Source organism: Massilia sp. BGA-UO-ETr-WB1, assembly GCF_059567845.1.
Window position 1 is genome coordinate 13596 of sequence record NZ_JCAQOT010000026.1, and the last position, 22958, is coordinate 36553.

A 22958-nucleotide genomic window follows, 5' to 3' on the forward strand; every position below is an offset into this window, starting at 1 on the left:
TGCCATTCCGACAATCCCCGCCGTAGAATAGCTGCTTCGACTCACCGGAGCACTTCATGCGCAATCTCGTCCCTGTCCTGCTAGCCTTTGCCGTCTGCGCCGCTTATGGCCAAGCCCCGGCCCAGGCCCCCGCCGCCAACGACGCGCCGCTGACCGCCCTGCCCTACACGCCCGGCCTGGACGTCACCGCCATGGACAAGAGTGCCGATCCCTGCGAGGACTTCTACCAGTACAGCTGCGGCGGCTGGATCAAGAACAACCCGATACCGGCCGACCAGAGCTCGTGGAGCGTGTACGGCAAGGCCGCGCAGGACAACCAGCGCTTCCTGTGGGGCATCCTGTCCGCATTGGCGGCGCAGGAGAGCGGCCGCAACGCGTCCCAGCAAAAGATAGGCGACTACTTCGCAGCCTGCATGGACGAGCAGACCGTCAACCAGCGCGGCGCCGCGCCGCTGCAGGAATACCTGGCGCTGATTGCCGGCATGACCAGCAAGCAGGACCTGCCGCGCGTGCTGGCCCGGCTGCACACGGACGTGGCCAGCGGCATGCTGTTCGGCTTCTCGTCCAACCAGGACCTGGCCGACTCCACCCAGGTGATCGCCTTCGCCGGCACCGCCGACGCCGGGCTGCCGGACCGCGACTACTACCTGAAGAACGACGCCAAGTCGAAAGCCATCCGCGCGCAGTACCTGGAGCACATCGCCCGCTCGCTGCAGCTGGCCGGCGACGCGCCGCCGGCGGCCAGGCGGGCCGCCGCCATCCTGCGCTTTGAAACGGCGCTGGCGAAAGCCTCGCTGTCGCGCGTGGACCAGCGCGATCCTTACAAGATGTTCCACAAGACCGACCTGAAAGGCCTGCAGGCGATGACGCCCGCCTTCAGCTGGAAGGACTACCTGCAGGCGGCCGGCGTGGCAGGCGTAAACAGCTTCAACGCCAACGAACCGGCCTATCTGCGCGCGCTGAACAAGGGCTTGCAGCAACTGAGCCTGGACGACATCAAGACCTATTTGCGGTGGCACACCACACGCGCCATGGCGCCCTTCCTGTCGCAGGACTTCGTGGACGAGAACTTCGCCTTCTATCACAAGACCCTGCTCGGCACGCCGGAACAGAAGCCGCGCTGGAAGCGCTGCGTGCAGCTGGTGGACCAGCAGCTGGGCGAGGCGCTGGGCCAGGAATTCGTCAGCCGCGCCTTCAGTCCCGAGCTGAAGGAAAAAACGCTGCACATGACGCGCCAGATCGAGGCCGCCATGGAGCAGGACATCAACTCGCTGACGTGGATGAGCGAACCGACCAAGGCCAAGGCGCGCGAGAAGCTGCACGCAGTGGCCAACAAGGTGGGCTACCCGGACAACTGGCGCGACTACAGCGCCTACAACGTCAAGCGCGGCGACTTCGCCGGCAACGTGGTGCGCGGCACCGCCTTCGAGGTGCGGCGCCAGCTGGACAAGATCGGCAAGCCGCTGGACCGCTCCGAATGGGGCATGACGCCGCCCACCGTGAACGCCTATTACAACCCGCAGATGAACGACATCAATTTCCCTGCGGGCGTGCTGCAGCCGCCGCTGTTCGACGGCAAGATGGACGACGCGCCGAATTACGGCAACACCGGCGGCACCATCGGCCATGAACTGATCCACGGCTTCGACGATGAGGGCCGCCAGTTCGACGCCAAGGGCAACCTGAAGGACTGGTGGGCCAAGCAGGACGCCAAGGCCTTCAAGCAGCGCGCGCAGTGCATCGTGGACCAGTACGCGCAGTACACCGTGGTGGACGACATCAAGATCAACAGCAAGCTGACGCTGGGCGAGGACGCGGCCGACCTGGGCGGCCTGATACTGGCCTGGATGGCGTGGAAAACGGAAATCGCCGGCAAGGTGCTGGCAAACCGCGAGGGCCTGACGCCCGAGCAGCGCTTCTTCGTCGGCACGGCGCAGTGGACCTGCCAGAGCGAGCGGCCGGAAAGCCTGCGCCTGCACGCGATGACCGATCCGCATTCGCCGGGCAAGTACCGCATCAACGGCGTGGTGGTGAATATGCCGGAATTTGCCAAGGCCTTCGCCTGCAAGCCCGGCCAAGCCATGGTCAAGCCCAAGGAGAAGATCTGCCGGGTGTGGTAGGCCCAGCGGCGGCGCCTGTTAAAATGTCGCCTTCGATTTTCAAGGAGGTGATATGCAGCAGCCGAATGAAGTATTTGAACGCGCCCGCGAAGCCCGCCTCGCCGGCCGTTACCAGGACGCGCTGAAGGACCACCTCTGGCTGCATGAGCATGCGCTGGAGGTATCGCCCGAGTGGCGCGGCGTGCGCCTGTCGTTCGCCCTGCGCGACTGGATCTATCTGGCCGACGCCTTCCCGCCCGCGCGCGCAGCGCTGCACAGCATCCGCGACCGCGAATCGTCGCGCATGCTGCTGGGCGCCGCCACCGTGGAGCGTTTCCGCGAGGTGGCCGCCATCAACGAGGCATTGCGCGAAGTGGGCGCCACCCATGCGCTGTTCCTGAAACTGGACGAGGTGGATTCGGCGCTGGCCGAACAGTGCGCCGAGCTGGCCATGACGGCGCTGGTGAAGTGCGAAGACTTCCAGTTGGCGCGCCGCTTCCTGCCCTCGCCTTCCGGCCGCATCCAGGCCCTGGCCGCGCGCCTGAACGACGGCGCCGACGCGCTGGCCAGCCAGCCCGCATCGGCCGCGCCGACGCTGCTGGCCTATGTGCTCAACTACGCCAAGGAAGTGCGCCTGGTGCTGGCCGTGCTGAACGGCCTGGAGGAAAAGGGCGAAGCGGACAATATGCAGAAGCTGGCGCTGGACGAGATCCGCTCGGACGGCCTGCGCGCCATCATCCAGCGCGAACTAGAGCAGCCCGGCTCCACGCTGGCCGCCATGGCCGCCCAGTCGGAAGCGGACGGCGAAGCGTAAAGTTCAGCGGCCCGCTTAGGCGCCAGTGCCCGCGCCGCCGGCCGCATCCTGCAGCGCGCCGACGCAATAGTCCGCGATGGCGTTCAGCACTGCCGGGTTTTCCCCCGCCGCTTCGGCCACGCTGAAGCGGATGGCAGGATAGGCCGCGCGCAGTTCATCCAGCATCAGCGGCAGGTCGCGCAGCACGTGGCCGCCCTGGCCGAGGAAAATCGGCACCACCGCCACTTCCGCCACGCCGGCGGCGGCCAGTTCGGCCACCCGCTCCGGCAGGCGCGGCGACATCAATTCCAGGAACGCCAGCGACACGTCGACATCGGGCAGGCGCGCCTGCGTGATGCCGCGCAGGCGCTCGAAGGGCGCGGCCCAGCTGGCGGCGCGCGCGCCGTGCGCGAACAGGATCATTGCCTTGTTGGCTGCAATTTTGGACGTCATCAGTGTCTCTCCACCCACCACAGCGCGCCGATGGCCAGCAGCAGATACAGCACGCTGGGCGCTGCCGCCGTCAGGAAGGGCGGCCAGGTGCTCAGTATGCCCACGTGCGAGAACAGGGTATTCACCAGCAGGAAGCTCACGCCGATCATGATGCCGACGAACACCTTCAGGCTGACGCCGCCGCTGCGGGCGTGCAGATAGGCGAACGGCAGCGCCAGCGCCATCAGCACGAAGATGGCCAGCGGATCAAGCAGCTTCTTCCAGAACGCCACCTTGAACACCTTGGTTTCCTGCTTGTTTTCCTGCAGGTGGCGGGTGTACACCGCCAGTTCATTGGCCGACATGCGCTCGGGATCGCGGCGCGACACCGACAGGATCTTGGGCGTGATCTCGGACACCAGGTCGCGCGAGGCCAGCTGCACCACGTCGATCTGGCTGGTTTCCTGGGCAAAGTGGTTCTGCGCCGTGGCCGTGGCCCCGGCCACCAGCAGCGCCGGGTTGCTGAAGCGGCTCTCGGTCACATCCTGCAGGCGCCACACGCTGTTGCCCTGGAAGGTGGCGCGCTTGGCCTGGATCAGCGCGCGCAGGCGGAAGCTGTTGTCGAACTCATAGAGCTTCACGTCGAGCAGCTGGCCGTCCGGGCGCACCTCGCGCACATTGAAGAAGCGCGAGCCCAGCACGGTGCCGGTCAGCCCCTCGCTCTTGATGATGTCCTTGGTCCACAGGCCGGAGCGGAACTCGGCCGACACGGCGGCGCCCTGCGCCGTCAGGCGCACCTTTTCCGCCAGCGGCGAGGTGCGCGGCACGATCAGCTCGCCGAAAATAAAGGCCACCGCCACGATCACCACGCCGATCTTGAACAGCATGCCGATCGCCATGCGGGTCGACAGGCTGGCCGCGCGCATGATGGTGAATTCCGACGACGAGGCCAGCTGCGCCATGGTGTAGATGGTGCCGATCAGCGTGGCCACCGGCAGCACGCGGTAGATCTGCTCCGGCACCATCATGGCCACGTACAGCACCGCATGCTGCAGGCTGTAGCCGTTCTTGCCCACCGACGGCAATTCGCCGGTCAGGTCCATGAAGGCCGTCAGGCCCAGCAGCGCCAGCAGCACAAAGGACACCGCCTGCGCGATCGATGTGGCGAAATAGCGTTGCAGGATACTCATTACTTCACTTCCTTGGGCACTTGCGCAGGCACCTGCTTGCCGCGCTTGAACGCGGCCCACAGCACGCGCGGGTGATAGCGGTGGTTCACGTTCAGGCGCCACACGAACAGCAGCGCCACGACGATGGCCAGGCACAGGTGCAGCGGCCACCACGACAGCGCAAAGCTCAGGCGGCCCTCGCGCACGCTGGCCTCGAGCACCTTGACCAGGTTGTTATAGCTGAAGAAGATCAGCAGGGCCACGATCAGGTTGGAGGAACTGCCCGCGCGCGGGTTGACGAAGCCGAGCGGAATGGCCAGCAGCGGCAGCAGCAAACAGGTGATCGGCAGCGCGATGCGCCACAGGATTTCGCCCTGGATGATGGGGCCGGTGCCCTTGAACAGTTCCGCGCTCGGCATGGCGTCCACGCCCTGCGCGCCGCCCAGGTCCTGCGCCTTGCTGGCCACGCGCATGCTGTAGCGCTCGAACTCCATGGTCTGCATGTCGGCGCTGCCGGGCGTGCCCTGGTAGCGGCGGCCGTTCTTCAGCACCAGGTAGCGGTCGCCCTCGGGCGTGGTGGTGATCACGCCTTCCTTGGCCACCACGGTGGCGGTGCCCTTCTCGTCCACCGTGTTGACGAACACGTTGTGCACCACGGCGCTCTGGCCGGACACGCCTTCGACGAAGAAGATGCGGTTGGCCGAGGCCGATTCGCGGAACTGGCCGGGCGACACCTGCTGCAGGTCTTCACGCTTCTGGAAACGCTGGGCGTACTCGCTGCTCTTCTGCTTGGCCCACGGCGTGGCGTAGAAGCTGAGCACCCCGGTCACCAGCACGATGGGCAGGACAAAGGTCACCACCGGACGGATCCAGCGCGCCAGGCTCAGGCCGGAGGCGAACCACACCACCATCTCGGAATCGCGGTAACTGCGGGTGACCACCATCAGCACTGAAATAAAGCTGGTGAGGATCAGGACAGTTGGCAGATAATTCAGGGCCGCGAACGCTATCAGCGCGATCACGTCGCTCGATGCGACCCTGCCGCCTGCGGCCCTGCCGAGGATATTGATCAGGGCCCAGGTGACGATAAGGGAGAACAGCACCGTGAAGGTTGCCCCGGCAGCACTGGCCAACTCGCGTTGAAGGGCACGTTGAAAAATCATTCGAAGTTTATAATTCGGTCGTCAAGTTAAGTAAGAACCAAGCCTACACGGAGAAATCTAATGGACTTTAGCATAAAAGCATTCGACGCAAAAAACACCATTGCGTCCGCCAAGACCGGCTGCATCGCCGTCGCGGTATTCGAAAACAAGAAGCTTTCGCAAGCGGCCAAGGCCCTCGACAGTGCGGGTGAGATCACGGCTGCGCTGAAGTCCGGCGACATTACCGGCAAGCCAGGTACGGCCCTGCTGCTGCGCGGCCTGAAGGGCGCCGCCGCCGAGCGCGTGCTGCTGATCGGCCTGGGCGCCGACGAAGCCGTCAGCGAGAAAAGCTTCGCCTCCGGCGTGCAGGCTGCGGTCAAGGCGTTTTCCTCCCTGGGCGCGGCGGACGCCATTATCGCACTACCGCTGGAAGAAGTGAAAGAGCGCGACGCAGCGTGGGCCATCCGCGCCGTGGTGCAGGCCGGCCGCGAGAGCATCTACCGCACCGACAGCCAGAAGAGCAAGAAGGACCCGGCCCCGGCCGGCGTGAAGAAGCTGGCCCTGGCCGTGGCCAACAGCGCCGCCAACAAGCTGGCGCTGGCGCAGGCCATCGCGATCGCCAACGGCATGGAACTGACCAAGGACCTGGGCAACCTGTCGGCCAACGTCTGCACCCCGACCTACCTGGCCAACACCGCCAAGAAACTGGCCAAGGACCACGGCTTCGACGTCGAGATCCTGGACCGCAAGCAGCTCGAAGCGCTGAAGATGGGCAGCTTCCTGTCGGTCACCAACGGCAGCGAGCAGCCGCCCAAGTTCATCGTCCTGAAACACAAGGGCGGCAAGGCCAAGGACGCGCCGGTGGTGCTGGTCGGTAAAGGCATCACCTTCGACACCGGCGGCATTTCGATCAAGGCCGGCCCCGGCATGGACGAGATGAAGTACGACATGTGCGGCGCCGCCTCGGTGCTGGGCACCTTCCGCGCCATCGGCGAGATGGGCCTGAAATCGAACGTGGTGGGCATCATCGCCGCCTGCGAAAACATGCCGTCCGGCCGCGCCACCAAACCGGGCGACATCGTCAGCTCCATGAACGGCCTGACCATCGAGATCCTGAACACCGACGCCGAAGGCCGCCTGGTGCTGTGCGACGCGCTGACCTACGCCGAGCGCTTCAACCCGGCCGCCGTGATCGACATCGCCACCCTGACCGGCGCCTGCATCGTGGCCCTGGGCCACCACAACAGCGGCCTGTTCACGCGCGACGACGACGCCCACAACGCGCTGGCGGCCGAGCTGCTGGCGGCGGGCAAGGCCAGCGGCGACACCGCCTGGCGCCTGCCGATCGGCGAACAGTACAACGAGCAGCTGAAGTCCAACTTCGCCGACCTGGCCAATATCGGCACCCCGGGCGGCGCCTCGTGCACGGCGGCGGCGTTCCTGGAGAACTTCACCCGCAAGTACAACTGGGCCCACCTGGACATCGCCGGCACCGCCTGGAAATCGGGCAGCGCAAAAGGCGCCACCGGCCGTCCGGTGCCGCTGCTGGCGAACTTCCTGATTAATCGCGCTTAAGAAACAGCGCGCTTGAATAACAGCGCGCTTAAAAGCAAAAACGGGCCGCAAGGCCCGTTTTTTATTGGATCAGCTTATTGAATCAGTACACCGCGCGTCCCGCGTCCGGCCCCGCGCGCGGGTCACCCGCGTCGAAGCGCTTCATCTCCACCGTCAGCACGTCCGGATAGTCGAAGCCCTGCCCCGTATTGCGGTCGACCACAATGCCAAGACCGGCCGTGAAGGCGATATTGCCCCACAGCGTACTGTTCTGTTTGGAATAGATTTTCTCGTCGGCCCAGGCCGCGTTGTCCAGGCGGCAGTCCACGCGCAGCTGGCCCTTGCTCTTGCGGATGGCCACGCGCGCAGGCGTGGTGACGAACCACTTGCCGGCGTCGTTCTGCAGGATGCAGCCCACGCCCGCCACCTCGCGGTGGTCGAGCACAGTTTGCACCAGCACGCGCTGGCTGGGGGATTCGGTCAGGGTGCCGCATCCGGCCAGCAGGGCCATGGTGGCCGAACCGGCAAATACGGCGGCAACGGCTATCCGGGACATATCAGTCCTTTAGGCAAGGCGGCAGAGTCCCGAGGCAGCACCTGGCGGTGCTGCCCATCCGGGGCCCATCGACGGCGTATTAACGCTCGATAGCCTTGCTATCCACCGCGCGCTCCACGGCTTTCGGCTTGGCAGGCTGCTTCAGGCTTTGGATCACCTGGAGAATGTCCTCCATGCCGGATTCGCCATTCAGCCGCGAAAACGCGTCCAGTACCTCATTGAGCACCTGGTTGCGAACCACCGCCTCGTCCTGGCCCAAGGCCGGCGCGCGCTGCAAGCCCGCCGAACGCGTAGCGGCGGCTTTTTCGGCGGCAGCCGCTTCCTTCTGCGCTGCCGTCTTTCGCCCCGCCGGCGTTTTGCCGTGCTCCAGCGCCGCCTGCCAGATCACCCAGCGGCGTTGCGTTTCGAATACCAGATACTCTTCTGGCTTGTCTTCGCGGCGGCGCACAATGTGGCCATCGCGCTGCGCCCATGCTTCAAATGCAGATCGCATTTCAGTCCTTTACAAATGCTTCGCGCATATCTCACTGTTTAAACAACAACTATTTCCCAATAGTACCATTTATTGATGCCTTCCAACACAATTCTAACTTTTTTTGCATCAAAAGTGTTGCCTCATGGAAAATTCAGTGTCATCCCGGGTTCTTTAAGTATATTTCTGTTTTCGGCTGCCGTTTATGGAATATTAGTACCAATTTGATAACAATGAAGCACTATCGGCAATTATTTTTCATATTGTTACATTTTGCAAACAGCTTGCTGATCAATAGTTCGATTCCACTGGCTTTTTTGCCAGCGCGTAGTTTGCCGCGTTGAGAAATTTCCGCCAACACAATAGGACTGCCGGAGTGAAAAAAGAAAAAAGCCCGCGGGTGCGGGCTGGTCCGGATTCTCTTCATTACTAGCGGAAAATTTCCACGCGCCGGTCGGCAAGCAGCGGCAACACGCGCCCCACCACCAGCGCATGGTAGTGGCTGGACTGCCTGTGCGCCTCCAGCGCAGCCTCGTCACGGTAGCGCTCAAGCAGCAGCAGGCTGCCGGGCGCATCCACGCCCCGGTACACCTCGTAGCCCAGGCAGCCCGCTTCCGCCAGCGACGCCGGCGCCAGCTCTGCCAGGATGGCGAGCACGTCGTCCAGGCGCCCCTCTTTCACCTGCCAGCGCGCGGCCACGGTGATTTGGCCCGGCGCGCTCATTGGGCTTCTCCGCGCAGTGCAGCGACCATGGCCCTGGCCAGCTGGCCGCCCGATGCCGGGTTCTGCCCCGTCAGCAGCCGCCCGTCCACCACCACGTTCTCCTGCCACACCGGGGCCGATGCATACTCGGCGCCCTCGGCGCGCAACGCGTCTTCCAGGCTGAACGGCACGTCAGCCTGGGCGTAGCCGGCTTCTTCCTCGTTGGAGAAGGAAGTCAGCTTGCGGCCGCGCACCAGCGGCGTGCCGTCTTCCAGCGTCACGCCCAGGAAGGCGGCGGGACCGTGGCAGACAGCGGCCACCAGCTTGCCGGCGTTCCAGGCGCGGGCCACGGCCTGCTTCACGTCCGGGTCGGTGGCGATGTCCACCATCGGGCCCAGGCCGCCAGGGAAGAAGATGGCGTCATAGTCGGCCACGTCCACTTCCGACAGCTTGCGGCTGTGCGCCATGCGGCGGATGGCCGGGCTGGCGAGGAAGGCGCGCTGCGCCGGATCGTTCTCGTCATAGCCGTCGTGCGGCGGCTCGCCGCCCAGCGGAGATGCGAATTCCACCGCGAGGCCGGCCTGGTCGAACACTTCGAAGGGGTGGGCGACTTCAGGGAAGAAGTATCCCGTGGCGCGTTTGTGGGGACCGATTTCGGCCGCGTTTGTCAAAACAAACAGTACATGTTTCACGTTCATGGCAAGCTCCTTGGAGAACAGATCCAGCACCCTGCTGGCATGGATCAACTATACGAACGGAAGAAGGCGCTGGGTAGATCCTGATAAGATGACTCAGTGTCAAACTATTTAATACAATCTCGCCATGAATGAGCCATCCCCCATCCTCGACGAATTGCGCGCCATGGCCGTGTTTGCGACGGTGGTGCGCTGCGGCAGCTTCGCCGCCGGCGCCCGCGCGCTCGGCCTGACGCGGGCCGTGGTGAGCCACCACATCCGCGCGCTGGAAGGGCGGCTGGGCGTGCCGCTGGCCCAGCGCAGCACGCGCAGCTTCAGCCTCACGCCCGCCGGCGAAGCGTTCCGGGTGCACTGCGAACGCCTGCTCGACGAGGCGCACGACGGCATCCGGGGCATGGAACTGCTGCGCGCCGAACCGCGCGGCGAGGTGCGCATCACCTGCTCCCACCATTTCGGCAACAAGTGCATCCTGCCGGTGCTGCTGGAGTTCCGCCGCCGCTACCCGGCGATCCGCCTGCACGTGGCCATGAACGACGCCAATGTGGACCTGGTGCAGCACGGGATAGAGCTGGCCGTGCGCGCCGGGCCGCTGGCCGACTCCGCGCTCATTGCGCGCCGCCTGGTGCGCGAGCGGACCATGCTGTGCGCCTCGCCGGCCTACCTGCGCCGCTACCGCGCACCGGCCACGGTGGAGGAACTGGGCGAGCACCGCTGGGTGGCGTATCCGCCCACCCAGCGCATGTTGACGGCGCGCGCCGGCGGGCAGGAGGTGCAGATCCCGGTGCGCGGCGACGTGGTGACCGACAGCGCGGCCGCACGGCTGGCCTTCGTGCTGGCCGGCGAAGGGGTGGCGCGCCTGCCCGCCTACGACGCGGCGGCGCTGATCGCCTCGGGGGACCTGGTCCACGTGCTGCCGGAGGTGCAGACCGCGCCGCTGGAGATCTACCTGGTGCACTCGCAGCGCATCGGCCCCAGCGCGCAGCTGCTGCGCGATTTCCTGCTGGGCGCATTCGGTTAGAATGCCGGATCCGATTTACACGAAAAGATCCCGCAAATGAAACTCGCCACCTGGAACGTCAACTCGCTCAACGTCCGCCTGCCCCACGTCCTGAAATGGCTGGAGGAAAACCCGGTCGACGTGCTGTGCATCCAAGAGACCAAGCTGACGGACGACAAATTCCCGACGGCGGCGATCGAGGCGGCCGGCTACCACGTGGTGTTCAGCGGCCAGAAGACCTACAACGGCGTGGCCATCCTGTCCAAGCTGCCGATGACGGAGGTGGTGCGCAATAACCCGCATTACGAGGACGCGCAGCAGCGCATCCTGGCCGCCACCATAGACGGCGTGCGCGTGGTGTGCGCCTACGTGCCGAACGGCCAGGCCGTGGGCACCGACAAATACGAATACAAGCTGGGCTGGCTGGCCTCGTTCCGCCACTGGCTGGAGCTGGAAGCGGCGCTGTACCCCAACCTGGCCGTGCTGGGCGACTACAACATCGCCCCGGACGACCGCGACGTGCACGATCCGGTGCTGTGGGCCGGCCAGGTGCTGTGCTCGGAACCGGAGCGCGCCGCGCTGCAGGCGCTGTTCGCCTTGGGCCTGGCGGACTCGTTCCGCATGTTCGAGCAGGCCGAGAAGACCTTCAGCTGGTGGGACTACCGCATGCTGGGCTTCCAGAAGAACAAGGGCGTGCGCATCGACCATATCCTGCTGTCGCCGCCGCTGGCCGCGCGCTGCACCGCCTGCGTGGTGGACCGCGCGCCGCGCAAGTGGGAGCAGCCGTCCGACCACGCGCCGGTGATCGCCACGCTGAGCGACTGACTTACGTCCTGCGCTCCAGCATGTGCTGCGCGTTTTCATGCGGCACCGGCTGCGAGAACAGATAGCCCTGCGCGTAGCGGCAGCCCTGGCGCTGCAGCAGGGCGAACTGCCCTTCCGTCTCCACCCCTTCCGCCACCACCGGCATCTGCAGGCTGTCCGACAGCGCAATGATGGCCGCCACGATGGCGCGGTCTTCCGCGCTTTCCTCCAGGTCCTTGATGAAGGCGCGGTCGATCTTGATCTTCCTCACCGGGAAGCGCTTCAGGTAGGCCAGGCTGGAATAGCCGGTGCCGAAATCGTCGATCGACAGGCGGATGCCCATGGCGTTGATCTGGCCCAGGATCTCCAGGGTGTGCTCGCCGTGCTGCATCAGCGCCGTCTCGGTGATCTCGAATTCGATCATGGCCGGGTCGATGCCGGTTTCGTCCAGGATGCGGCGCACCGATTCGACCAGGCCGCGGTGCATGAACTGGCGCGCCGACAGGTTCACCGCCAGCGGCACCGGCTGCAAGCCCATCTTCAGCCATTCCATGCTCTGCTCGCAGGCGCGCCGCATCACCCATTCGCCGATCGGCACGATCATGCCGTTCTCCTCGATCAGCGGAATGAAGCTGTCCGGCATCACCAGGCCCTGCCCCGGCCGGCGCCAGCGCAGCAGCACTTCCATGGCGTGCACGCGGCGCGTGGCGATGTCCATGATGGGCTGGAAGTGCGGCTCGAACTGGCCCAGCGCCAGCGCGCTGCGCAGGCTGTTCTCCAGCTCGAAGTGCTGCGCCGCCGACACGTTCATCTTCTGCGTGAAGAACTGGTAGTTGTTGCGGCCCGAGGCCTTGGCGTGGTACATGGCGCCGTCGGCGTGGCGCATCAGCGTTTCCACGTCCTCGCCGTCGTCCGGGAACACGCAGATGCCGATCGACGGCGTAATGTGCAGCATGCGTCCTTCCAGCGGGAACGGCACGGCCAGCGCCTCGATGATCTTCTCGGCCACGCGGCTGGCTTCCTCGATGGAGCGGATGCCCGGCACCAGCACCACGAATTCGTCGCCGCCCAGGCGCGCCACGGTGTCGCTGGCGCGCACCGCGCGGCACAGCCGGCTGGCCACTTCCTTGAGCAGCTGGTCGCCGGTCAGGTGGCCGAGCGAATCGTTGATGGTCTTGAAGCGGTCCAGGTCCAGGAACATCACGGCCAGGCGCCGGTCCGAGCGCTGCGCGGCCAGCATGGCGCGGTCCAGGCGGTCGGCCAGCAGCGCGCGGTTGGGCAGGCCGGTCAGGCTGTCGTGGTAGGCCATGTGGTGCACCCGCGCCTCGGCCTGGCGCCGCTCGACGATCTCGCCCTGCAGCTGGGCGTTGGCGCCGGCCAGTTCGGCGGTGCGCTCCAGCACCCGTACTTCCAGTTCGTCGCGCGCCTGGCGCACCGCTTCGGCGTCGGCGCGGCGCTCGGTGATGTCGTCCACCAGCCACACCGAGCGGCCGTTCGGCTGCGCCATGTCGAACGGGCGGCCGGACAGGCGCGCCCAGAAGCGGCTGCCGTCCTTGCGCACCAGCTGGTGTTCCGAGGTGTTGACGCGGCCGGCCTGGAAGTCGCGCGCGGTTTGCTTGCGCGCCGCGTCCCAGGCCAGCAGGTCCGGGTAGAAGGACTGCACGCTCAGGTTGTTCATTTCGCCCGGCGCATAGCCGAACAGTTCTTCCATCTTGGCGTTGCAGCGCAGGTTGCGGCCGCCCTCGCACACCGAGATGCCCAGCACCGCGCTGTCCAGGATGGCCTGGTTCTCCAGCAGCGCGTTGCGCAGCGAGCTCTCGGCCAGCTTCTGTTCGGTGCGGTCCTCGGCGATCCAAATGGTGCCCTGGCTGGGGTCGTCCGGGTTCACCACGTAGGCGATCAGCTGGGCCCAGAAGGTGGTGGTGTCCTTGCGCCGCATTTCCACTTCGGTCAGGAAGGGTTTGCCCACCATGAGGAAGGGCGTGGCGGCCGCGCCCAGGCGCTCATAGGCGTCCTGCGACGGGTACAGCGACATGCCAGGCAGGCCCAGGCCCTCGTCGCCGTCGTAGCGGAACATCTCGGCGAAGCCCCGGTTGTAGCGCGTGATGACGCGGTTCTTGGTGAACAGGATGCTGATCGACGCATTGGTCATGATGGCTTCGACTTCCATCTGCGTCTCGCGCGAGCGCGTGATGTCCTCCAGGATCCAGATGGTGCCGCCGTCGCCGCCTTCGTGGCTGATCGCCTGTGCCCGCACGCGGCACCACAGCAGGCTGCCGTCCTTGCGTTTGAACTGGAATTCCTTCTTCTCGAACGGCTGGCCGCTGCCCAGCAGCGGGCCGGCCTCGCGGCCGAACGCCGCATACGCTTCCGGCGACGGGAACACCTCCACCGACGGCCGGCCATACATCTCCTCGCGCGTGTAGCCGAACATTTCCGCCATGCGCGGATTGCAGTTCAACAGCGTTTGCGACTTGGTGAACAGGATGCCGACCGAGGCATTGTCCAGGATGGCCTTCTGCTCCATCAGCAGCTTGCGCATGCTTTCCTCGGCCGCGCGCTGCTCGCTGATGTCCTCCACGATCCAGACCGTGCCCTCGCCCATGTCGGACGGATCCAGCGAGCGGCCATAGATGCGGCCCCAGAACAGCGCGCCGTCCTTGCGCCGCAGCTGCACTTCGGCTTTGTAGGACTGGCCCTGCAGCAGCAAGGGGCGCGACTGCTCGGCCACGCGCAGGCGGATCTCGTCCGTGGCGTACAGTATATTGCCGCTGGCGCCTTCCATTTCGTCGCGCGCGTAGCCGAACATTTCGGCTGCGCGGATATTGCATTCGATGATGAAGCCGGCCTTGCCGAAGATGATGCCGACCGCCGCGTTTTCGAGGATGGCCTGCTGTTCCAGCAGCGTCTTGCGCAGCGCGCGCTGGTCGCGCTGGAAGCCGCTGGTGTCATGGAACACGATAATGGCGCCGCCGGCCGCGCCTTCGCCGGGCAGCGGTTTGAGCGTGGCCTGCACCGGGATGTACTGGCCGCCGGCGTGCGCCAGGCAGCTTTCCCACTGCCGCGCGCCCGTGCCGGCATCCTGGACCTGAGACTGGGCCTGCTTGAGGCGCTCCATGCTGTCGCTGCGCACGTGGCGCGCGAACACGTCGGCTACCGGGCGCCCCTTGGCGGCAAAGCCGAGCAGCAGGTCCAGTTCCGGGCTGGCGGCCAGCACCAGCCCATCGCCGCCGCACGCGCAGGCGGGCAGCCCGATCAGCAGCAAAGCCTCGGCCAGGGAATCCGGATGGGGCGGAATACGACTCATGTACACCTTGGCACCTTGTTAGAAACGATGCCTGTCTCCTGCGGCAGCGTAGTGGCAGATCATAAACCACAAACCGCCGTTATAGCCACCGGACAGCCCGACAACGCCCTCTAAAAGCGACTATGCCCGGTCTGGCCGGGCATAGTTACAACAATACGCCGAAAAGCGGCCCGGCGTGTCAGTGCGCGGTGGCGCCGGCGGCGCCGATGCCGGTCTCGGAGCGCATCTGCTGCGCCTCGTAGCCGGCACGGTCGATGCGTCCGCGGGCGCTCTTGTCCAGCAGCGAGAACACGCAGATGCCGAGGAAGCCGGCCGGCATCGAGAAGATGGCCGGCGAGGCGTACGGGAACACTTCGCTGGCGTTGCCGAGCACGTCCACCCACACCGACTTCGACAGCACCGTCAGCACCACGGCGGAGATCAGGCCGATGAAGCCGCCGACGGTGGCGCCGCGCGTGGTGCAGTCCTTCCACAGCACCGACATGAACAGCACGGGGAAGTTGGCCGAGGCGGCGATGGCGAACGCCAGCGACACCATGAAGGCGATGTTCTGTTTCTCGAACACGATGCCCAGCACCACGGCCACCACGCCCAGCACGATGGTGGTCAGGCGCGACACCCGCAGCTCGCTGGTGCTGCTGGCCTTGCCGTTCTTGAAGACGGTGGCGTACAGGTCATGCGAGACGGCCGACGCGCCCGACAAGGTGAGGCCGGCCACCACTGCCAGGATGGTGGCGAAGGCCACCGCAGAGATGAAACCGAGGAAGACGTCGCCGCCCACGGCCTTGGCCAGGTGGATCGCCGCCATGTTGTTCCCGCCCAGCAGTTTGCCGGCGGCGTCCTTGAACTCGGGATTGGTGCTTACCAAGACGATGGCGCCGAAGCCGATGATAAAGGTCAGGACATAGAAGTAGGCGATCCAGGTGGTGGCCCAGAACACCGACTTGCGCGCCTCCTTCGCGCTCGGCACGGTGAAGAAGCGCATCAGGATGTGCGGCAGGCCGGCGGTGCCGAACATCAGCGCCATGCCGAAGGAAATCGCCGACACCGGATCCTTGATGAAGGTGCCGGGGCCCATGATGGCGTCGCCCTTGGCGTGCACTTCAACCGATTTTGCGAACAGCGCTTCCGGGCTGAAATTGAACTGCGCCAGCACCACGATGGCCATGAAGCTGGCGCCGCCGAGCAGCATCACCGCCTTGATGATCTGCACCCAGGTGGTGGCGGTCATGCCGCCGAACAGCACGTAAATCATCATCAGCGAGCCGACCAGCACCACTGCGATCCAGTATTCCAGGCCGAACAGCAGCTTGATCAACTGCCCGGCGCCGACCATCTGCGCAATCAGGTAGAAGGCCACCACCACCAGCGTGCCGGACGCCGAGAAAATGCGGATCGGCGCCTGCTTGAAGCGATAGGCGGCAACGTCGGCAAACGTGAAGCGGCCCAGGTTGCGCAAGCGCTCCGCCATCAGAAAGGTGATCACGGGCCAGCCCACCAGGAAGCCGATGGCGTAGATCAGGCCGTCGTAGCCGTTCAGGAACACTGCGGCGGAAATGCCGAGGAAGGAGGCGGCCGACATGTAGTCGCCGGCGATGGCCAGGCCATTCTGGAAACCGGTGATGCCGCCGCCGGCGGTGTAGAAGTCGGACGCCGACCTGGTCTTGGCGGCGGCCCACTTGGTGACGAACAGCGTGAACACGACGAAGGCCCCGAACATCACGATAGCGGTCCAGTTGGTGGGCTGGCGCTCGGCCTGGCCGAGGTCGGCCCCGGCCGCCAGCGCCGCGCCGCTGGCGCCCAGCAGCGCCAGCGCGCCAAGCCAGCAAAGGCTGCGTTGCGCGGCGTTCATGCTTGCACCCGTTCTTGTATGGCCTGGGTCAGCTCGTCGAACTGGCCGTTGGCGCGGCGCACGTAGACTGCCGTGACCAGCACCGTGAACACGATGACGAGCAAGCCGATCGGCATGCCCCAGGTCATCACGCCGGCGCCGGTTTTCGCGGCAAGGAATTCCTTGTTGAAAGCGATCAGCAAGATGTAGCCGTAGTAGACCAGCATCATGAGCGCGGTCAGCGCCCAGCCATAACGGGAGCGCGACTTGACCAGCTGATGGTAGCTGGGGTCGCGCTTGATTTGTTGAACCAGATCGTCGTGCACGGCTTGTCTCCTGTGGTTTGATATGTGGACGGTGCTCTTTTCCCAGAGCTTGCATCCACAGTAAACCGCCAGACTTACCGGCCCCTTACGCATCGTGAAAAAAACTCAGAACGCGTCGCCCGGCACCCGCACCCAGCCCTCCATCAGCACGCGCGCGCTGCGGCTCATGATGGCCTTGGTGACGCTCCATTCATTGCCAGCCTGGGCCGCTTCGGCGCCGACGCGCAAGGTTCCCGATGGATGGCCGAAACGCACCGCGCTGCGCGCGCCGCCGCCGGCCGCCAGGTTGACCAGCGTGCCCGGCACCGCCGCCGCCGTGCCGATGGCCACCGCGGCGGTGCCCATCATGGCGTGGTGCAGCTTGCCCATCGAGAGCGCGCGCACCAGCAGGTCGATATCGCCCGCCGCAACCTGCTTGCCGCTGGAGGCCACGTAAGCCGCCGGCGGCGCCACGAAGGCCACCTTGGGCGTGTGCTGCCGCTGCGCCGCCTCATCGATATGCTGGATCAGGCCCATGCGCAGCGCGCCGTGCGCGCGGATGGTTTCGAAGCGCGCCAGCGCCTTGCTGTCGCCGTTGATGGCGTCCTGCAGCTCGGTGCCGGTGTAGCCGATGTCTTCGGCGTTGACGAAGATGGTCGGAATGCCGGCGTTGATCATGGTGGCTTTGAAGGTACCGACGCCCGGCACCTCCAGTTCGTCGACCAGGTTCCCGGTCGGGAACATGGAGCCGCCAGCGCCCTCCTCGTCCGCCGCCGGGTCCATGAACTCGAGCTGCACTTCGGCCGCAGGGAAGGTGACGCCGTCCAGTTCGAAGTCGCCGGTCTCCTGCACTTCGCCATTGCTCATGGGGATATGGGCGATGATGGTCTTGCCGATGTTGGCCTGCCAGATGCGCACCACGGCCACGCCGTCGCGCGGCACGCGGCCTGCATCCACCAGCCCGCCGCTGATGGCGAAGGCGCCAACCGCCGCCGACAGGTTGCCGCAGTTGCCGCTCCAGTCGACGAAGGCCTTGTCGATGGCGACCTGGCCGAACAGGTAGTCGACATCGTGCTCCGGCCTGGCGCTTTTCGACAGGATCACCGACTTGCTGGTGCTCGAGGTGGCGCCGCCCATGCCGTCGATCTGCTTGCCGTAGGCGTCCGGGCTGCCGATCACGCGCAGCAGCAAGGCGTCGCGCGCCTTGCCGGGGACCTGCGCCGCTTGCGGCAGATCCTGCAGCCGGAAGAACACGCCCTTGCTGGTGCCGCCGCGCATATACGTGGCGGCGATCTTGATTTGAGGTTGGTGCGCCATGGTCATGCAGCCTTTGCCGATTCGAGGAAGTCCTGCGCGAAGCGCTGCAGCACGCCGCCCGCTTCGTAGATCGACACTTCCTCGGCCGTGTCCAGGCGGCAGATCACCGGCACTTCGACGCTCTCGCCGTTGCGGCGGTGGATCACCAGCGTGAGCGTGGCGCGCGGCGTGCGCTCGCCTTTCACGTCAAAGGTCTCGGTGCCGTCGATGCCCAGCGTCAGGCGGTTCACGCCCGGCAGGAACTCCAGCGGCAGCACGCCCATGCCCACCAGGTTGGTGCGGTGGATGCGCTCGAAGCCTTCGGCCGCGATCGCCTCCACGCCGGCCAGGCGCACGCCCTTGGCGGCCCAGTCGCGCGAGGAACCCTGGCCGTAGTCCGCGCCGGCGATGATGATCAGCGGCTGCTTGCGCTCCATATAGGTCTCGATGGCTTCCCACATGCGCGTGACCTTGCCTTCCGGCTCGATGCGCGCCAGCGAACCGGCTTTCACCTTGCCGTCTTCCAGCACCATTTCGTTCTTCAGCGTTGGATTGGCGAAGGTGGCGCGCTGCGCGGTCAGGTGGTCGCCGCGGTGGGTGGCGTAGGAATTGAAGTCCTCTTCCGGCAAGCCCATTTTGGCCAGGTACTCGCCGGCCGCGCTGTCTAGCATGATGGCGTTCGACGGCGACAGGTGGTCGGTGGTGATGTTGTCGCCCAGGACCGCCAGCGGGCGCATGCCCGACAGGCTGCGCGCGCCGGCCAGCGCGCCTTCCCAGTACGGCGGGCGGCGGATGTAGGTGGTCTGCGGGCGCCAGTCGTACAGCGGGCTCACTTTCACGCCGTCGTCGGGCTGCTTGGCGAACATCGGAATGTAGACCTTGTGGAAGTGCTCCGGCTTGACGCCGGCGGCGACCAGCGCATCGATGTCCTCGTCGCTCGGCCAGATGTCGGCCAGGCGGATTTCCTTGCCGTCGGCCGTCACGCCCAGCACATCTTTTTCGATGTCGAAGCGGATGGTGCCGGCGATGGCGTAGGCCACCACCAGCGGCGGCGAGGCCAGGAAGGCCTGCTTGGCGTAGGGGTGGATGCGGCCGTCGAAGTTGCGGTTGCCGGACAGGACGGCGGTGGCGTACAGGTCGCGTTCAATGACTTCCTTCTGGATTGCCGGATCCAGCGCGCCGGACATGCCGTTGCAGGTGGTGCAGGCGTAAGCGACCACGCCGAAGCCCAGCTGCTCCAGTTCGCGCATCAGGTGCGCTTCTTCCAGGTACAGCGTGACGGCCTTGGAACCGGGCGCCAGCGAGCTTTTCACCCACGGCTTGCGGCTCAGGCCCAGCTTGTTGGCGTTGCGCGCCAGCAGGCCGGCGGCGATCATGTTGCGCGGGTTGTTGGTGTTGGTGCAGCTGGTGATGGCGGCGATGATGACGGCGCCGTCGGGCATCAGCCCCGGCTCGTTTTCCACCACGCCCGAAATGCCGCGCGCGGCCAGCTCGGAGGTCGGCACGCGCTTGTGCGGATTGGACGGGCCGGCGATATTGCGCACCACCGTCGAGAGGTCGAAGCGGATCACGCGTTCGTACTCGGCGTGCTTGAGCTCATCGGCCCACAGGCCGGTCTCCTTGGCGTACACCTCCACCAGGTCCACCAGCGCGGCGTCGCGGCCGGTGAGCTTGAGGTACTTGATGGTCTGGTCGTCGATGTAGAACATGGCGGCGGTGGAGCCGAATTCGGGCGCCATGTTGGAGATCGTCGCGCGGTCGCCCAGGGTCAGGTGGGATGCGCCCTCGCCGAAGAACTCCAGATAGGACGACACCACTTTTTCCTTGCGCAGGAATTCGGTCAGCGCCAGCACCGTGTCGGTGGCGGTGATGCCCGGCTGCGGCTTGCCGAACAGCTCCACGCCGATGATGTCCGGCAGGCGCATCCACGAAGCGCGGCCCAGCATCACGCTCTCCGCTTCCAGGCCGCCCACGCCGATGGCGATCACCCCCAGCGCGTCCACCATCGGGGTGTGCGAGTCGGTGCCGACCAGCGTGTCCGGGTAGGCCACGCCGTTCTGCACCTGCACCACCGGCGACATGCGCTCCAGGTTGATCTGGTGCAGGATGCCATTACCGGGCGGGATCACGTCGACGTTCTTGAACGCCTTCTTGGTCCAGTTGATGAAGTCGAAGCGGTCTTCGTTGCGGCGTTCTTCGATGGCGCGGTTCTTGTCGAAGGCGTCCGGGTCGAAGCCGCCGCACTCCACCGCCAGCGAGTGGTCCACCACCAGCTGGGTCGGCACCACGGGGTTGACCAGCGCCGGGTCGCCGCCCTGCAGGGCGATGGCGTCGCGCAGGCCGGCCAGGTCCACCAGCGCGGTCTGGCCCAGGATGTCGTGGCACACCACGCGCGCCGGGAACCACGGGAAGTCCAGCTCGCGCTTGCGCTCGATCAGCTGGGACAGCGAGGCGTTCAGCGTGGCCGGGTCGCAGCGGCGCACCAGGTTTTCGGCCAGCACGCGCGAGGTGTACGGCAGCTTGTCGTACGCGCCGGGCTGGATGGCGTCGACCGCGGCACGCGCATCGAAGTAGTCCAGCTTGGTGCCCGGGAGGGGCTTGCGGAATGCGGTATTCATCGGGATGTCCATGATTACTTGCGGTCCTTGATCGGTACGAATTTCAGGTCGTCCGGGCCGACGTAGTTCGCGCTCGGGCGGATGATCTTGTTGTCGATGCGCTGCTCGATGATGTGCGCGGCCCAGCCGGAGGTGCGCGAGATGACGAACAGCGGCGTGAACATGGCGGTCGGCACGCCCATCATGTGGTACGAAACAGCCGAGAACCAGTCCAGGTTGGGGAACATCTTCTTGATTTCCCACATCACCGATTCCAGGCGCTCCGCGATGGCGAACATCTTGGTCGAACCGGCTTCTTCGGACAGCTTGCGCGCCACGTCCTTGATGACCACATTGCGCGGATCGGAGATGGTGTAGACAGGATGGCCGAAGCCGATCACCACTTCCTTGTTTTCCACGCGCTTGCGGATGTCCGCTTCGGCTTCGTCGGCGTTCTCGTAGCGCTTCTGGATCTCGAACGCGAATTCGTTGGCGCCGCCGTGTTTCGGGCCGCGCAGCGCGCCGATGGCGCCGGTGATGGCCGAGTGGATGTCGGAGCCGGTGCCGGAGATGACGCGGCTGGCGAAGGTGGATGCGTTGAACTCGTGTTCCGCGTACAGGATCAGCGACACGTGCATGGCTTTCACCCACGATTCGCGCGGCTTCTCGCCGTGCAGCAGGTGCAGGAAGTGGCCGCCGATGGAGTCGTCGTCGGTTTCCACTTCGATGCGCTTGCCGTTATGGCTGTAGTGGTACCAGTACAGCAGCATGGAGCCGAAGGACGCCATCAGGCGGTCGGCGATGTCGCGCGCGCCGGGCACGTTGTGGTCGTCCTTTTCCGGCAGCACGCAGCCCAGCACGGAGCAGCCGGTGCGCATCACGTCCATCGGGTGGGCCGACGCGGGCAGCGCTTCCAGCGCCGATTTGACCGCCTGCGGCAGGCCGCGCAGCGATTTCAGCTTGGCCTTATAGCCGCGCAGTTCGGATTCGGTGGGCAGCTTGCCGTGCACCAGCAGGAAGGCGATTTCTTCGAACTCGCTGGTGGTGGCCACGTCCAGGATGTCGTAGCCGCGGTAGTGCAGGTCGTTGCCGGTTTTGCCGACCGAGCACAGGGCGGTGTTGCCGGCGGTGACGCCGGACAGGGCGACGGATTTTTTAGGCTTGAAGGTTGGGGCTTGTTCGGTCATTTGGGGTCTCCAGGTATCTCAGATATCGTTAGCTATTTTTTTTCGCCGCGAACAGTGCGTCCAGCTTCTGTTCGAAATCGTGATAATTGATGCGCTCATACAGCTCCTGGCGGGTCTGCATGGTGTCCAGCACGCCCTGCTGGGTGCCGTCGCGGCGGATCGCGCCGTAGACGTTTTCGGCGGCCTTGTTCATGGCGCGGAAGGCGGACAGCGGGTACAGCACCAGGCCCACGTCGGCCGTGCGCAGCTCATCCACGGTGAACAGCGGGGTGGAGCCGAATTCGGTGATGTTGGCCAGGACGGGCACACCCACCGCCTTGGCGAACTGCTTGTACATGTCCAGCGAGATCATCGCTTCCGGGAAGATCATGTCGGCGCCGGCTTCCACGCAGGCCACGGCGCGCTCGATGGAGGCGTCCAGTCCTTCGACTGCCAGCGCATCGGTGCGGGCCATGATGACGAAGTTCTCGTCGGTGCGGGCGTCCACGGCGGCCTTGATGCGGTCCACCATCTCGGCCTTCGAGACGATTTCCTTGCCCGGGCGGTGGCCGCAGCGCTTGGCGCCCACCTGGTCTTCGATGTGCATGGCGGCGGCGCCGAACTTGATCATGGACTTGACGGTGCGCGCCACGTTGAAGGCGGAGGCGCCGAAGCCGGTGTCCACGTCCACCAGCAGCGGCAGGTCGCACACGTCGGTGATGCGGCGCACGTCGGTCAGCACGTCGTCCAGGTTGGAAATGCCGAGGTCGGGCAGGCCCAGCGAACCGGCAGCGACGCCGCCGCCGGACAGGTAGATGGCCTTGAAGCCGGCGCGCTTCGCCAGCAGGGCGTGGTTGGCGTTGATGGCGCCGACGACCTGCAGCGGGGACTCTTCCTGGACGGCTTTGCGGAACGCGGCGCCTGCGGAGTATTGGCTCATGTGATGCCCTTTCAAGTTAGGTTGCAGCCACTACAGCAAATGCCGTGCCAGCAGATGAAACACCGCAAAATCAAGCACTTGCCGCTATGGCGCGTGCCCGG

The 22958-nt window shown here is 65.7% G+C and carries 19 protein-coding genes; 5 read left to right on the forward strand and 14 right to left on the reverse strand.

The genetic code is table 11. The features are described 5' to 3' along the window. Positions 1-56: 56 nt before the first annotated feature. On the forward strand, positions 57-2120 hold the full coding sequence (locus tag AC56DV_RS22480) for a M13 family metallopeptidase (RefSeq protein ID WP_496316454.1): 2064 nt from the start codon (positions 57-59) through the stop codon (positions 2118-2120). A 52-nt stretch (positions 2121-2172) separates the two neighbouring features. After that, positions 2173-2913: a hypothetical protein gene (locus AC56DV_RS22485; RefSeq protein WP_496316455.1), complete on the forward strand. Its 741-nt coding sequence runs from the start codon at positions 2173-2175 to the stop codon at positions 2911-2913. A 15-nt stretch (positions 2914-2928) separates the two neighbouring features. On the opposite strand, the gene AC56DV_RS22490 is transcribed toward AC56DV_RS22485, so the two are convergent. From AC56DV_RS22490 to lptF, 3 genes are read right to left on the reverse strand one after another with little or no spacing between them, the layout of a single operon-like run. Further along, positions 2929-3345, reverse strand: a complete 417-nt coding sequence (locus tag AC56DV_RS22490; protein WP_496316456.1) for a sirohydrochlorin chelatase — start codon at positions 3343-3345, stop codon at positions 2929-2931. After that, positions 3345-4514, reverse strand: coding sequence for an LPS export ABC transporter permease LptG (lptG, locus tag AC56DV_RS22495; RefSeq protein WP_496316457.1), 1170 nt, complete (start codon positions 4512-4514; stop codon positions 3345-3347). The genes AC56DV_RS22490 and lptG overlap by 1 nt, the downstream gene beginning before the upstream one ends. After that, entirely contained in the window at positions 4514-5656 is a 1143-nt protein-coding gene (gene lptF / locus AC56DV_RS22500) for an LPS export ABC transporter permease LptF (RefSeq protein WP_496316458.1), read from the reverse strand. The genes lptG and lptF overlap by 1 nt, the downstream gene beginning before the upstream one ends. A 60-nt stretch (positions 5657-5716) precedes the next feature. Here lptF and AC56DV_RS22505 point away from each other — a divergent pair, with 60 nt between their 5' ends. After that, positions 5717-7210 (forward strand): leucyl aminopeptidase, encoded by a 1494-nt coding sequence (locus AC56DV_RS22505; protein WP_496316459.1) that lies wholly within the window; start codon positions 5717-5719, stop codon positions 7208-7210. 82 nt (positions 7211-7292) lie between these two features. On the opposite strand, the gene AC56DV_RS22510 is transcribed toward AC56DV_RS22505, so the two are convergent. The 4 genes from AC56DV_RS22510 to AC56DV_RS22525 all read right to left on the reverse strand — a co-directional run bounded on the left by AC56DV_RS22510 (position 7293) and on the right by AC56DV_RS22525 (position 9617). Beyond that, positions 7293-7745: a hypothetical protein gene (locus tag AC56DV_RS22510; protein ID WP_496316460.1), complete on the reverse strand. Its 453-nt coding sequence runs from the start codon at positions 7743-7745 to the stop codon at positions 7293-7295. Positions 7746-7824: 79 nt separating this feature from the next. After that, entirely contained in the window at positions 7825-8238 is a 414-nt protein-coding gene (locus tag AC56DV_RS22515; RefSeq protein ID WP_496316461.1) for a phiTE_015 family protein, read from the reverse strand. 408 nt (positions 8239-8646) lie between these two features. Then, positions 8647-8940 carry a putative quinol monooxygenase gene (locus AC56DV_RS22520; protein WP_496316462.1) on the reverse strand — a complete coding sequence of 98 codons (294 nt, stop codon included), beginning with the start codon at positions 8938-8940 and terminating at the stop codon, positions 8647-8649. Then, positions 8937-9617 (reverse strand): type 1 glutamine amidotransferase domain-containing protein, encoded by a 681-nt coding sequence (locus tag AC56DV_RS22525; RefSeq protein WP_496316463.1) that lies wholly within the window; start codon positions 9615-9617, stop codon positions 8937-8939. The genes AC56DV_RS22520 and AC56DV_RS22525 overlap by 4 nt, the downstream gene beginning before the upstream one ends. Positions 9618-9741: 124 nt before the next feature. Here AC56DV_RS22525 and AC56DV_RS22530 point away from each other — a divergent pair, with 124 nt between their 5' ends. Next, the gene (locus AC56DV_RS22530; RefSeq protein ID WP_496316464.1) at positions 9742-10632 is read left to right on the forward strand and encodes a LysR family transcriptional regulator; all 891 of its coding nucleotides are present in this window, start codon (positions 9742-9744) and stop codon (positions 10630-10632) included. Between the two features lie 36 nt (positions 10633-10668). Continuing rightward, a complete protein-coding gene (gene xth / locus AC56DV_RS22535; protein WP_496316465.1) occupies positions 10669-11436 on the forward strand; it encodes an exodeoxyribonuclease III in 768 nt (255 codons plus the stop codon). A gap of 1 nt (position 11437) precedes the next feature. Here the strand turns inward: xth and AC56DV_RS22540 are convergent, their stop codons facing one another. The 7 genes from AC56DV_RS22540 to prpB all read right to left on the reverse strand — a co-directional run bounded on the left by AC56DV_RS22540 (position 11438) and on the right by prpB (position 22857). Then, positions 11438-14722, reverse strand: coding sequence for a sensor domain-containing protein (locus AC56DV_RS22540; RefSeq protein WP_496316466.1), 3285 nt, complete (start codon positions 14720-14722; stop codon positions 11438-11440). A 178-nt stretch (positions 14723-14900) separates the two neighbouring features. Next, the gene (locus AC56DV_RS22545) at positions 14901-16574 is read right to left on the reverse strand and encodes a cation acetate symporter (protein ID WP_496316467.1); all 1674 of its coding nucleotides are present in this window, start codon (positions 16572-16574) and stop codon (positions 14901-14903) included. Then, complete coding sequence (locus AC56DV_RS22550; protein WP_496316468.1) at positions 16571-16879, reverse strand: DUF485 domain-containing protein; 309 nt, start codon at positions 16877-16879, stop codon at positions 16571-16573. Before AC56DV_RS22550 ends, AC56DV_RS22545 begins: the two co-directional genes overlap by 4 nt. Positions 16880-16984: 105 nt before the next feature. Further along, positions 16985-18175 carry a 2-methylaconitate cis-trans isomerase PrpF gene (gene prpF / locus AC56DV_RS22555; protein WP_496316469.1) on the reverse strand — a complete coding sequence of 397 codons (1191 nt, stop codon included), beginning with the start codon at positions 18173-18175 and terminating at the stop codon, positions 16985-16987. 2 nt (positions 18176-18177) lie between these two features. Beyond that, positions 18178-20772: a Fe/S-dependent 2-methylisocitrate dehydratase AcnD gene (acnD, locus tag AC56DV_RS22560; RefSeq protein ID WP_496316470.1), complete on the reverse strand. Its 2595-nt coding sequence runs from the start codon at positions 20770-20772 to the stop codon at positions 18178-18180. A gap of 14 nt (positions 20773-20786) precedes the next feature. After that, on the reverse strand, positions 20787-21938 hold the full coding sequence (prpC, locus tag AC56DV_RS22565) for a bifunctional 2-methylcitrate synthase/citrate synthase (RefSeq protein ID WP_496316471.1): 1152 nt from the start codon (positions 21936-21938) through the stop codon (positions 20787-20789). A 28-nt stretch (positions 21939-21966) separates the two neighbouring features. Beyond that, complete coding sequence (gene prpB / locus AC56DV_RS22570; protein WP_496316472.1) at positions 21967-22857, reverse strand: methylisocitrate lyase; 891 nt, start codon at positions 22855-22857, stop codon at positions 21967-21969. Between the last annotated feature and the right edge of the window lie 101 nt (positions 22858-22958).

Excerpts from the sequence above, each read along its gene's own strand:
- lptF (WP_496316458.1), bottom strand. The coding sequence starts at position 5,656 with ATGATTTTTCAACGTGCCCTTCAACGCGAGTTGGCCAGTGCTGCCGGG.
- acnD (WP_496316470.1), bottom strand. The coding sequence starts at position 20,772 with ATGAATACCGCATTCCGCAAGCCCCTCCCGGGCACCAAGCTGGACTAC.
- prpB (WP_496316472.1), bottom strand. The coding sequence starts at position 22,857 with ATGAGCCAATACTCCGCAGGCGCCGCGTTCCGCAAAGCCGTCCAGGAA.
- AC56DV_RS22525 (WP_496316463.1), bottom strand. The coding sequence starts at position 9,617 with ATGAACGTGAAACATGTACTGTTTGTTTTGACAAACGCGGCCGAAATC.
- prpC (WP_496316471.1), bottom strand. The coding sequence starts at position 21,938 with ATGACCGAACAAGCCCCAACCTTCAAGCCTAAAAAATCCGTCGCCCTG.
- AC56DV_RS22490 (WP_496316456.1), bottom strand. The coding sequence starts at position 3,345 with ATGACGTCCAAAATTGCAGCCAACAAGGCAATGATCCTGTTCGCGCAC.
- AC56DV_RS22480 (WP_496316454.1), top strand. The coding sequence starts at position 57 with ATGCGCAATCTCGTCCCTGTCCTGCTAGCCTTTGCCGTCTGCGCCGCT.
- AC56DV_RS22530 (WP_496316464.1), top strand. The coding sequence starts at position 9,742 with ATGAATGAGCCATCCCCCATCCTCGACGAATTGCGCGCCATGGCCGTG.
- AC56DV_RS22505 (WP_496316459.1), top strand. The coding sequence starts at position 5,717 with ATGGACTTTAGCATAAAAGCATTCGACGCAAAAAACACCATTGCGTCC.
- AC56DV_RS22515 (WP_496316461.1), bottom strand. The coding sequence starts at position 8,238 with ATGCGATCTGCATTTGAAGCATGGGCGCAGCGCGATGGCCACATTGTG.
- AC56DV_RS22520 (WP_496316462.1), bottom strand. The coding sequence starts at position 8,940 with ATGAGCGCGCCGGGCCAAATCACCGTGGCCGCGCGCTGGCAGGTGAAA.
- lptG (WP_496316457.1), bottom strand. The coding sequence starts at position 4,514 with ATGAGTATCCTGCAACGCTATTTCGCCACATCGATCGCGCAGGCGGTG.
- prpF (WP_496316469.1), bottom strand. The coding sequence starts at position 18,175 with ATGGCGCACCAACCTCAAATCAAGATCGCCGCCACGTATATGCGCGGC.
- AC56DV_RS22545 (WP_496316467.1), bottom strand. The coding sequence starts at position 16,574 with ATGAACGCCGCGCAACGCAGCCTTTGCTGGCTTGGCGCGCTGGCGCTG.
- AC56DV_RS22485 (WP_496316455.1), top strand. The coding sequence starts at position 2,173 with ATGCAGCAGCCGAATGAAGTATTTGAACGCGCCCGCGAAGCCCGCCTC.
- AC56DV_RS22540 (WP_496316466.1), bottom strand. The coding sequence starts at position 14,722 with ATGAGTCGTATTCCGCCCCATCCGGATTCCCTGGCCGAGGCTTTGCTG.
- xth (WP_496316465.1), top strand. The coding sequence starts at position 10,669 with ATGAAACTCGCCACCTGGAACGTCAACTCGCTCAACGTCCGCCTGCCC.
- AC56DV_RS22510 (WP_496316460.1), bottom strand. The coding sequence starts at position 7,745 with ATGTCCCGGATAGCCGTTGCCGCCGTATTTGCCGGTTCGGCCACCATG.